Here is a 12,252-nt window from a genome sequence, read left to right as displayed (position 1 = left end):
ATGGTTCTCCCCAAGTGCGATTAGCGTTCGGTAGCTCGCACGATGACCGTTTCTACGGTGATGAACGCCTACTGCTCACCTGAGCGCCTTTCGAGCTCTGCTCCCAGGCAAACCTTTTTGTTTTTCTTCAACCCACCGCGGGGAAACTCTTTCCTGCACGGGACAGGTTTCTTCGCGCTTTCAACGGAGGCACACCATGTCCGACTCACTTACACCGGAAGCACTGAACACCCTTCGGTTGCCTATTGTATTTACTCCTGGCGCTTGGCAACGCGCAGTACTGCTCGAGCACTCAGGTCATCCTGAAAAGCTGCAGGTCGACCGGCTGAGCCACGTATTGCGCGCAGCCTTCGAGGCTCACCTGACCTATCCACACGAGCCCTATGTGCTGTTCGAGGTAGTCCACATTCAACCAACCGATCACTTAGACCACGACTCGTTACTGCAATTGAGTCTCAGCCTACTCCAAGAACCGGGTCAGCCTGACGCCTTGCTGATAGCGCTTGCAGGAGAACACCAACACTAAACACATAGGGCAGTACTCGGCCCCCAGATCCACACTCAGACGGCATGCAAGACCTGCATCAATCCAACCGATCACCCACCGGGGAACCCTCCCCGACGGGCAAGGCGTTCCTCCGTTTTCTCTCGAGGAAAATGCCATGCGCGATATCTACCAAGACGTGACTGACAAAATCGTTGCCGCTTTGGCCCAAGGCGCAGCTCCCTGGATCAAACCCTGGTCCTCAAGTGGCTCAGCTGACATCGGGCATCAACCCTACCCCATCAACGCCATCACGCGTCGTCCCTACTCGGGCATCAATTTACCGTTGCTCTGGGCCGAGGCCAGTTTGCAGGGATTCACTCAAGATCGTTGGCTGACCTTCAACCAAGCCAAAAAGGCCGGTGGGCACATCCGTAAGGGTGAGCACAGCACCCTGGCGGTGCTCTACAAGCCGATGGAGCGCGAGGAACAGACCGAGTCAGGCCACCCCGTACTTGATGAACATGGTCAGCCCAAGGTCGCTCACTTTGGCATTCTCAGGACGCATTTTCTGTTCAACATCGAGCAAACAGAAGGGCTCGACACTTTCGATGAAACCCTGCTCGAGACGGAACCGACTGATCCCTTCCAGCCCAACAGCGCTGCGGAAAATCTGCTGTTAAGTTCGGGTGCACACATCGTTCATCGATCTGCAGACGAAGCCTTCTACCATCCGATCAGGGATCTCATCCAACTGCCGACAAAAGCGCAATTTCACAATGAAGGTGGGTACTACGCCACCGCACTGCACGAGCTGACGCACTGGACCGGGCATCACTCTCGGTTGCAGCGCGAAGGCGTGACGTCATCCTGTCCGTTCGGCTCGCCAGGCTACGCGTTTGAGGAGTTGATCGCCGAAATGGGCGCGGCGTTTTTATGTGCCTACGCCGGTATACAGGGAGAGCTGAGGCACGAGGGCTACATCGACTCCTGGCTCCGCCTGCTCAAGGCTGACAAACACGCGATCTTCCGCGCCAGTGGTCACGCCCGAAGCGCCTCGGAGTATGTATTCAACCTGGAGCAGCAACTGAAGCAAGCGGTCTTGGATAACTCACTATGCATGAACGATGGAGCTTAATTATTACCTCACCACTGCAAACGCTTCACAGGGCCCAACGCGAGTTGAGCCCTTTTTTCTGTTTCCAGAAGCATTACGCCGCGGGCCCTCACGCAAGACAAGAGAGCCCCCGCAGCTTGTCGTTACGTATCCAAGTTCTGCGCCAGAAAGTCCACCAACTCGAGCGGGCTTCGGCTGTCGATCACCTTGTAGATCAGATCGCGTTTACTGCGCGGCAACTTCTTAACCACGCTCTTCGCCGAGGCCCTGACGGCTTCGTCTGTCCCATGGATGCGTGCCGCAAGCAGCAGCACTAGCGTGGCGTCAGTGAGGGTCATGATAGGACTCACAAAAATTTGCACCGCAGTGTACCGAGTTCTCCTTACCCAACACCAACTAGATCATCGATGTACTCACCGCACAGCAAGAGAGTGAGCAATATTTCAGTCTTTTATTAGCTGGAGTCCTCACCAAAAGACATGAGCCAGCGCTTCGATGGTGGCCCGGATCTACCCCGTACTCTTCACGATCTGCCCTACTCTGAAGTATGCGGCAAAGCCTCAAGCAGCACTTTGCCGGGAGTTGTTACTCACCTCGAACAGCCCCACCAGTTTTTGCAACTTGTTGGCGTCGAGCCTTACCGTTTCAGCACTGGCCTGCAACACGATAACCGTCTGGCGCATCTCTGCGGACGACTGGTCGACCTGTTTGATCGTTTTGCCATAGTCGAGGCTGCGTTCATTGAGTTGCTGGATGATGCTAAACATACTTTCCACTGCCTGATGCAGCTGCACATTTTCTGAGGATGCCTCTTCAGCCAGGCGCAGGCTGCTGTCGACATCCTTGACGCCGTTTTCCATAAAACCCACGGCTTTTTGCGTTTCGCTTTGCAGACCTTCGACCATCTGCCGGATGTCATCCGCAGCGCGGGATGTACGCGAAGCCAGGGTTCGGACTTCATCAGCTACCACCGCAAAACCACGACCATGTTCGCCCGCGCGGGCGGCCTCAATGGCAGCGTTGAGCGCCAGCAGGTTGGTTTGATTGGTGATGTCACTGATCAGGCCAGTGATATTGCCGATTTGTGCCATCCGGCTGTCAAGCAACTGCACGCTCGAAGAAGAGCGCTCCACGACATCGCGAATTGACTGAGTACCTACCTGCACTGCGAGGAACTGCTCGCGGGCTCGGCAGACCACTTCGTCCATCGCTTGCTTCATCTGTTCGGCACTGGCCGAGGCTTGTTGGATCTCGCCCAGTTGCTCTTCAACAATGATCATCATGCGATGCACCGCATCCGCGACTTCATCGGAGGTGAGGCTGGCTTCCTGGCTGCGTCCGAGCATGAGCTGATTGGTCTTTCCGACGCTGTGGCTGGCCTTGATCACCTGTCCGACGACCGCATCCAGATGGTCGATAAAACTGTTGATCCAACGGCCCATATCTCCGGTCTCATCGTTGGCCATTCGCGAGGTATCAAGGCGCTGCCGCAGATTGCCCTCGCCTTCAGCGATGGTCCTGATCACACCGGTCATTTCGTTTAGACGCGCAGCCAACCGCTTCGGGCCAAAAGTGCTGAACAGGACCGCAGCCGTCAGCAGGCTCAAAATCTCGCAAGCATCAATAAGACTCTGCTCCAGACCACTGTAGTGCTGGACCAGGAAATTGCAGGCGAACAAGCCAGCCATTGTTGCCAGGTAAGGTTTCATCAACCCGTAACTCAGCGAGCGCCGTCGATAGACTTCCTCCAGATCGGCTTCGCACATCATACCCCAGCGGTCAGGCGAACCGGGCAGTTGGAAAGTAACGCCCTTGCCGACGACCGGAATGTGTCGGTAGTCCGAGTAGCCGGGATAGGTGACGAACAGATTGGAGCCGGTGCGAATGGTTTCTCGTACACCGGGGTGCAGTTGTTGGGTCGCCGGGTCAGTAAAGCGCAGCTCCAGTTCGGTGTGGCGCTGTATCTGCACACTCTTCCATGGGGTACGTACGCCGCTCTTGAGGTTCTCACCGTGGGTGAACGTACCGTCCTCGAAGCGTGAGCGGGACAGTGCGACACCAGGTTGGATCGCCGGATCGAAGCGAGACTGAACCATGAAGAGGTAGTTATCCCCCGACTCGGCAAAAATATGCCCGGCCTCACGCTGGATCAGGTCACCCAAGACATCATTCGGCACGCGGCCGCAGAGACAGCCAAGTACTTTTCCATCAGCCTTCAGGGGCTGGTAGAACATCAGCGTGACCTCATCGTGAAAGCGCGATGACGAGGGACCAAGCTGCAAGGTCAGAGGGTCACTGTAGGGCCCGTGGAGAAACGGAGCTTTCAACCCTTCGGCCAGTGCTTTGGCGTTGCAGGGATTGCTTTTGCCATGGCCACTCCAGGTCGAGGCGATGACTGCGCCAGCTGTATCGACGACAAAGAGTTCGGAAAAGTCCTCGGCCTGGCCGAGCTTGTCCAGCAGCGGATAATTGTCGAGATGGGAGAAGTCGCGGTTAAGGGTCACGGCCAACTCGGCCAAGTGTTCCCACTGCTCTCGAGTCCAGTTGTGCAACAATTTGACCCGGGTTTCGGCAATAGCCTCGAATGTTTGCTCAATCACCGGGTAGGCAGACCGATTGAGTCGGCAGGACCAGCTCATCGCCAGTTTTCCGGTCTTGCCAAACCAAGGTAACCAGCGCTTTTCGGCGGAGGATAACTGCATAGAATTGCTTGATAGCGACATTCACTTCCCCAAGTACGACATATGAGTGCCAAACTTGCAGGCAATTACCACGCCAATTCGAAAGCTTGCTATCCATCGCCGATGCTTAAGAACTTAGACTCAGAGTTGGATTGCGCAGGATCTTCCCAAGCTGAAGGTTGTCGGCGCTAGGTAGGAGCTCAGAGCGGCAGAAGGTTATTGAGCGAACTATCCGATCGGAACATTCGTGTTTCAAAAAAGTGCACGTTGCGATACACGCTCACTAACAGGGCCGAATACGGCTACCCAATACGCTGATAGCGCGATTGGGTCACTGCTTCCGGTTTCGATCAGATCGTTGATTTGACCGCCCCACTGCTGGGAACCGGTACCACCTCGCCGATCACTCTTAGTCGGCGGATGACACTGGATCATTGCCTGCCCCCTGATCAGCGAAATCATGACACAGCATCTACCGGCTCCCTCCAAGCTCCGCTGCAAAACGGTACTTGGAGAAAATCGGTATTCCGATTGCCGCACAAAGGGACACGAGCCAAAAGGACGGGTAAGGGTTGGAAGGGAATGGGGACTCAAGGGTAAGAGCCCTATCCGAAAAGGCTAAAAGGCCACTGACCCAGCCACTTCCCGGAGATCACAATGCTCAGTCTGTTTCGCCACAAAAGGCAGAAGCCCTCTCCGCCGCCGACCGTGAGCGTCGCCGAAGGCTACCTGCCCATCGAGTCAGCCCCCAGCTTGTTAGCGGCGGAACACCGCCGTCAGTTGCTCGATCGCATCTGGCAATACACCGCCCTCTCCCACGTCCAATTCACCCAGCTCTACTTAAATCCGATCCATCGCTACGCCGAACAGGTCCAGCAACTCCCGGCCAGCGAGACGCACCACCATGCTTATCTTGGTGGCATGCTCGACCATGGACTGGAGCTGGTCGCCTGCAGTTTGAAACTGCGCCAATCCTATCTGCTTCCCACCGGCGCCGCGCCCGAAGACCAAGCCGTCCAGACCGATGCCTGGTCCGCCGGCATCGCCTATGGCGCCCTGCTGCATGACATCGGCAAGATCGCCGTGGACCTGCTGGTCGAACGCCAGGACGGCAGCCCTTGGCACCCCTGGCAGGGGCCACTGGATCAGCCCTACCGTTTCCGCTACCTCAAGGGTCGCGACTACCACCTGCACGGCGCCGCCGCAGGCTTGCTCTACACCCAAATTCTCGACCGCCCAATCCTCGATTGGCTCAGTGGATTTCCGCCACTGTGGGCCAGTCTGCTGTACGTCCTGGCAGGTCAGTACGAACGTGCTGGCGTGCTCGGTCAGTTGGTGATGCAGGCCGACCGCGTCTCCACCGCACAGAACATCGGTGGCAACCCGAACAAGGCGCTGCAAGCGCCGATCCATTCGCTGCAACATCACTTGATCAGCGGACTGCGTCACCTGGTTCAACACGAGCTGAAACTCAACCAGCCAGGTGCCGCGGGTTGGTTGACTGAAGACGCCCTGTGGCTGGTCAGCAAAACCGTCACCGACAAGCTGCGCGCCTATCTGCTATCGCAGTCGATTGAGGGCATCCCCACGTCCAACATTGCCGTGTTCGACGAACTGCAGTCGCATGGGCTGGTCGAGTCGACTCCAGAAGGCAAAGCTATCTGGACTGCGCTCGTGGCACAGGGAAACTGGCAGCAGAGATTTACCTTTCTGCGCCTTCAACCGGCGTTGATTTGGGGGAGCGAAATTCGGCCTGAGGCCTTCAGCGGAACGGTGGGCGTTATAGCTGATGACCACTCGAATGACGCTTTGGCATCACCACCTGCGCCCGAGATTGTCAGTACAGGATCGCGTCAGAGCTCTTCGCCGAGAGATCCCATGGCGATGGAAGATACCGACTACCTCGGAACTCTGCTCGATATGTTCGAGTTGGAAGGGCCAGAGGCCAGTGACTCGCCGTCAGAAAGCCCGCCCGAAACCTCCCCCCTCCCATCGGATGACCCTGGCCAGGCATTCCTAAATTGGGTCAGAGAAGGCATCCAGAATCACAAGCTGATCATCAATGACAGCAAGGCTAAAATCCACACGGTGAGCGGAACTTTGTTTCTAGTAACACCGGGGCTTTTCCAACGTTATGTCCAGGAGTTTCCGGGCATATCAATGGGGGCAGACTCCCAAGGTGAAGAATGGCGTTGGGTGCAGAAGCAGTTCGAAAAACTGAAGATCCACAAGAAGCGTGACAACGGCTTAAACATCTGGGTATGCAACGTGCAAGGGCCCAGGAAGAAATCGACTTTGAAGGGGTACCTGATTGGGGAGTCGACGTTACTTTTACCATCGATACCACCAAACAACCCTTTCCTCGCGTTTGATGATGGCTAGCGACCTAGCATCGATAGCCCAGGCCCGACTGGTTTCTTAGGTATTGCTTTGGCAAGAAAACGTCCAAGATCCCTCTGTTTTTTGCCACCTACAATTCAGGCCTGCAGATCTTTCAGTCCATGACCTGCACTTCTCGGAACGTTTCGCTCTGCTCCAAAGCCGCGCTTCGGCGATCACCAAGATCAATCAAGGTATCAAGTATGCGGAGCAATCCTTCAGCCTGGTCTTGGCGGAGAGGATAATGTTTATCAGCAAGCCGCTGGATCACAGCGGCTATACGAGCCGGCAGAATCGTTCCTGTCCAGCTTCCATGAGCTGCATCGAGATTCTGGAGTGCCGCGCTCACTTGGCGAATGAAATCATCCAGAGGGTAAGCATCTCCCGCCCGCTCGCAAAGTATGAGGAACTTCCCCATAACGTAGGCTGACCAACCGACCGAAGAAACCACTTTGCTTACGAGCGGCATAATAATTCTGATTTCAGCCCAATCGCCATTGGCAAAGCGATGCGCTCCAGGAGCGTTTTCAACCGTAATAAACAGCAATGCCTCGATCAACCGGGGCATAGCATTGCCATAGACCGTACCGTCTCGATTCTTGTGCCCAGCGAAAGCTCTATCTTCAACGAGACGATCGGCACATGCATCCAAAAGCTGCATGACTCCTGTCGGCACAGTAATCGAGTCCAGGACATGATGGGTGACCAAGGCGCTAGCTATACGACTCAGCATTGAAAGCGCCTCGTCATCCGAAACCAAAAATGGATCAAGGCACTGCTCGCGTACCCATGAGGCATCCAGCAATACCGCCGACCGTGCAATGAGAGCGCTGAGTGTATGGTGCCAACCGTAGGCTTCAGGGTTGCGTGAGCGATGGCCCACGATCTTAGGGGGCATGAGGCGCGTTGCAGTCCAAGCTACTAATTCACCCAGTGCTGCCTGCCAATGACTACGGTATCCAGTTTCGCCACACCATTTCTCGATCGGGAAAGATGAGAAGATTTTTCCCGCAAAGTCCCAATCGAAGGCCGGGTCAGGATCTCTTAGGCAATCCTCCTCCAGTAGATCATCAGCCCTCACCTGCTCCCAGGCCTGTGGGACTGTCGGCAGAGGGGATGGCGAAGTGTTGTTTAAGGCAGCAACACAATCGGAAAAACTGTTAATACGATACTTCTGATTTTTCGAGTGGTCATGATTACCGTCGCTTTTATATACAGGGCGCCAGCGTATAGCCAAACGCATCGCTAGCTGAGCGGCGATCCAACTAACGGACAGCTGCTTATCAACCAATAATCCTATAAAACTGAATTGAGCGATGTCATCCAGGGGATGTCTGGTCAGATCCAGCAATAGACGGACAGATTCTTCTTCGGGTTCATCTGTTCCCCGGTTATGGACCAACGCCACGATCAGATGGTTGTAAGGATGCCATGGTACTCGCGACCCGAGATAGGTGTTCGGTTCGCGCATCGTCGATACACGCAGCATCACCTCCCATGCCCAATCAAGCTCGGACGCTGCCCAGCCACTGAAGCGAATTACGCATGCGGCGATCGCCGAAATTGAGCTTTGCACCGCGTGGTCTCCGATATCTCCGCGCGTATCAAACATGTCAGTGTGATCGTGCTGTTTGGCAAATGCGACAGCACTTACTAGATCCCAATCCGGCTGCGGTGCATTTTTTTCCAGCGACCGCTCAGCCCAGCTGAGGACATGCTGTGCTTGTAGAAAGGCGTTGGCTTCGTTAAGTCTGGCTCGCTGATTTGGGGCGAGCGCTATTGGTGATTCATAGGTAACAGCGGTAGTACCTTCCGTACTAGCAATGCGCTTGTAGTTTTCTTGATTGCCGAGACCTGACCACTGTAGCGAGCACTCCAGCAATTGCTCAGTGGTTGCCGCATGTGTACGTGACTCTTCAAACTCGTAGGGCAAGTCTCCCGGAAATGCCGACAGCGCCTCTTTGAAGCGCGATCGCAGGTGATCGTCCCCCGTCAGCGCGAAAGATACCGCCAGGTCCCGCACATTAAGCGTTCGACTCTTGCGCTTTTTTAGGAACTGCTTTGCTTGTGCCGCAGCACCTGTTAGACGTGAGTAAAGACCTAATCCAAAAATGTCGATATCTAATGACGGAGCTTCGACCATCCGTTTGATATCATGATGCCAAAGTCTCTGGCAGGTTATTAGAGGCAGCGTTGTTTCTGAAACCTTCAGAGTTTCAAGTGCAATTACAAGTGCCAACCCCAATGATGCATAGCATTCAGACCCTTGGATGATCTCGCGAATGACATCATCTGCGTCATGGCCGCTCTCAATCTGTTGGAAAGCCCAATAACCCTGCGCCAGAAACGCACACTCCAACGGGGCGGCTGCGAGCTGGCCTTGGGACCAGCTGTAAACCCGCCAATCCCCCCAGAACGTCTGCTCTCCCCAAGGGAATTGGAGGGTAAGAGGTAATGGTGTGCCCATCGACTCCGCATTGATCGCATGCACCTGCCGCCATCCAGTCACAGCTTGATTGGCAAGATCTCGGACCAAAGCTTGAGCAAAGCTCGACGCCTTGCTAAACAGGCTTGCGAATGGTTCGTGTAAGGCTGACGGATCAGTGTAGAAACCGTGGTGCCGAGTTATGCCTATATTTTCTAAGTCAGGTCGTTCTCGACCCAACGGGAAAAAGAAATGATCAAGCGCCGATTGTTGCTTTGGTGTGCGCTCAGACTCAGGAATAGCACGCAATGCCTTCCGACGGGCAGCCTGTTGCTCGTACTCCCTCTGCTCCCGGTCGAATCGAGCTTGCGGCAGCTCCTCAAGCAGCTCTGCCTTGGCGAGGTCGACGAGCAGGTCAGGTGCAACCGTCGACATTATGTGTGCATAGGCCATGAGATCTACATAGGTATCGCCGTGTAAACGCTCCTTGCCGATGGCGCGTTGATATAATGATTTGGCAGCCTCTGGAAACGCATGAGCACAACGCAAAATTGAGCGGCGTAATGCCGAAGTGAGGTGTTGAATAGCTTCTCGGCCCAGATCGTCCCACTTGGCGTCATCAGTGTCGGGATCATCCATCGATTCTGAGCATTCAAGCTGCGTGATCCATTTGCTGCACTGCGACACGATCCCACCAGTACGAGCGTTGTGGTGATTGGCAAACATGTTCAGCCAGACTTCGAGAAGCTCAACAGCCTTCGGAACCAAGCGTCCAGGCAACGCGTCGGCCATGCCGAGAAGCCAGTCAATCAACCGCCCCCAGCTACGAACATCAGACGGCCAACCAAGCAGGTGGGCTAATCGTATCGAGTCGCTACCTTGGTCGCCGCTACCCTGCTGCAATACAACGGGATTGGGAATCGTATGTTCTGCCTGAAACCAGACCAGCAGCTTTTCAAGCCAGTGAAAGTCGGCATCCGTCATCGCCGACGTGAACTCTGCCCTAGTGGGCGAGGCAAGAAATGCAACAGAGAACGGTGGAGCTGTCACCCAGGCGCGGAGCCATTGAGGCCTCATCGACTTGGCCTCTAGCAAGCGATACCCCTCTGTCCAGCGCTTAGCAGCCCCCAACCTCTGCTGTGCCAACAGCCCCACTACACGCGCCAGTAAAGGTGGTTCCCCGGCTGCCAAGATTGCCTCGTACCACTCGCTGGAAAGGTCGATAAGTAGACGGAAGAATGCCCACTCAAAAAAGATATCGTGAGTAAAGGAACATGAAGCTCCATCGTCGTCTTCACGAACGAGTAGGTCCGCTTTGAGCGTGGCCAATTGGGCTATCGTGGCGTCCTTCAAATTCCGAATACGGATATTTTTGCCCAGCCCGCGCACCCCGGTCTCCGCTAGGTCGATGATTGCTCGACGGCGTAGCTCGGCGCTCTCTGGCGCAGCATCGTGCCCGGCGCGCGCCCACCAAGCCGTGATTAAATCGTTCTCTGTTTGGGGAGCGATACTGTCTGATGTGGTGCCTCTGGCCAACACAGCGGCAAAAAATGGCCTACGTGCAATTTCCTGAATGGCAGGCGACCCGATTAGTAGGGTTCTCAATGCAGGAATGTCCGCCGCGAGTTGAGCGGCCTCGACATCGCTAAAAGGGCTCACAGCGATGTCGCCAATACCAGTCCCCTGATAGAAACTGCTGGGGAACCAAGCTCGATAGGGCTCCAGGCCTTGGTCGCGTGACGTAGCCAAAACTCTCCAGTGGCTTAACGACTCATGGCGTTCAATTGTGCGCAGCAAGTCTGTGATGACACCCTTCTGGTCCGGCCGAACACGATCGATACCGTCGATGAAGAGAATCGGAGTGCCGGACGCACCTATTTCTGCCAGCAGTTCCTCAGCAGAATGAACTAGGCCTATCCCTGAGGCGAATGCAGACCAGCCACTGCCCTGCAACCTGTCTGATTTCAAGAACAAGATAGGACCGAGTTCCGATGATTTCTTGGCAACCTGCTTCAAAACGACTGACTTCCCGCACCCTGGCAAACCGGTGATGTTTACCAACCGAAAGGTTGTCAGGTGTTCGACAATACGGTCTTTCAGACCTGTTCGGTCGATATGGCAGCCGCCAATGGTTTCGATAACATCGGCTAGACCTTCGAGAGAGAAGCGTTGGACTAACTGAATATCGTGAAAATAGCTAGGAGCGCAGCGTAGGCGCATAACCCCACATAACTGCTGCAACAAAGTTGGACGAGTCCATTTTTTCCCCTGCCCGGCTCCGTTGCGTGCGATGCGACAGAGGCGGTCGAACAGCAGCTCTTCCGCGCCATGGACATCATTGGCCACCAGACTCTTTAACTGGGTCAATATCGAAGCACGGTTGGAGCCGCCTTCCCACAAACCGTCCATCCGTTGTGCAATCAGGTGGCGATAGAAATCCGCCTCACCGTCATCAGAGATGGTGCCGGTCAGCGGCCGCAGTTCGTTTCGTAAGTCCCGCTCTGCTTTTGCGGCGCTACCGCCCGACGCAAATCGCCTAGCAAAATCGGAACCATCAACGCTAGCACGAGCCCATTCGATCAGTCGATTAAGAGAGCGCAAAGGGTTCTGAGCTACATGCTCGGTGATAAACCCATAAGCATCGCGATCTGGCTTAAAAATGGGCAACTGTCGAGTCGCTGTTGAAGACGACATGACTTGAAGGTAATCACTATTGCTTGCTGCAGCTGAGATTCGCAATGTCCGCTTGAGCTGCAGAGCCATTGTGCGCACGCCCAGGTTGTCCTTTAGCTCAACGATGACGTCATCCATTGGCTGATCGGCTGCTTGCTGTACCGCGACGGAAACTACTACTCCAGACACGCCAGCAGCATGGCCCTCAAGCAGCAATGCGGCAAGGTAATACGCGACCACCAAGTCTTCGTAGGTGAACCCCGTACCGCCAGTGAGCTCAGTAGAGGTGGATTGACTTTCCTTGTCCGCAGCCATTGGTAATCGAGCCCTTGCGATGAAAAACACATATTCACCAGCTTCGCCAATTTCGTCCACTACTCGATAGCAGTCCTCTTAATCTCGCGAATACCTGGGCCCTAATTCCTTAGCACGCCAGCTGGACCACCGCTGCCCGCCCTCACATTATCTCCCTCCGAGTCATCAGCGATTGTTC

6 protein-coding genes are annotated in these 12,252 nt (G+C 55.2%); 3 read left to right on the top strand and 3 right to left on the bottom strand.

Annotation, left to right across the window (positions count from 1 at the left end):
* Positions 1–196 precede the first annotated feature (196 nt).
* Complete coding sequence (locus tag BMY54_RS11340) at positions 197–526, top strand: hypothetical protein (protein ID WP_093432201.1); 330 nt, start codon at positions 197–199, stop codon at positions 524–526.
* A 136-nt stretch (positions 527–662) separates the two neighbouring features.
* Positions 663–1,622 (top strand): ArdC family protein, encoded by a 960-nt coding sequence (locus tag BMY54_RS11335; RefSeq protein ID WP_093432198.1) that lies wholly within the window; start codon positions 663–665, stop codon positions 1,620–1,622.
* Positions 1,623–1,744: 122 nt separating this feature from the next.
* Here the strand turns inward: BMY54_RS11335 and BMY54_RS11330 are convergent, their stop codons facing one another.
* Together BMY54_RS11330 and BMY54_RS31285 are read right to left on the bottom strand one after the other, a co-directional pair.
* Positions 1,745–1,939: a DUF7740 domain-containing protein gene (locus tag BMY54_RS11330; RefSeq protein WP_093432593.1), complete on the bottom strand. Its 195-nt coding sequence runs from the start codon at positions 1,937–1,939 to the stop codon at positions 1,745–1,747.
* Between the two features lie 222 nt (positions 1,940–2,161).
* The gene (locus BMY54_RS31285; RefSeq protein ID WP_371914437.1) at positions 2,162–2,809 is read right to left on the bottom strand and encodes a methyl-accepting chemotaxis protein; all 648 of its coding nucleotides are present in this window, start codon (positions 2,807–2,809) and stop codon (positions 2,162–2,164) included.
* A 2,130-nt stretch (positions 2,810–4,939) separates the two neighbouring features.
* On the opposite strand from BMY54_RS31285, the gene mobH reads away from it, so the two are divergent.
* Complete coding sequence (gene mobH, locus BMY54_RS11320; protein WP_093432192.1) at positions 4,940–6,664, top strand: MobH family relaxase; 1,725 nt, start codon at positions 4,940–4,942, stop codon at positions 6,662–6,664.
* A gap of 112 nt (positions 6,665–6,776) precedes the next feature.
* On the opposite strand, the gene BMY54_RS11315 is transcribed toward mobH, so the two are convergent.
* A complete protein-coding gene (locus BMY54_RS11315) occupies positions 6,777–12,134 on the bottom strand; it encodes an AAA family ATPase (RefSeq protein ID WP_175559582.1) in 5,358 nt (1,785 codons plus the stop codon).
* Between the last annotated feature and the right edge of the window lie 118 nt (positions 12,135–12,252).

The organism is Pseudomonas sp. ok266 (genome assembly GCF_900110195.1).
Taxonomy (GTDB): domain Bacteria; phylum Pseudomonadota; class Gammaproteobacteria; order Pseudomonadales; family Pseudomonadaceae; genus Aquipseudomonas; species Aquipseudomonas neuropathica.
This window is presented reverse-complemented; position numbering and strand designations above follow the sequence as displayed.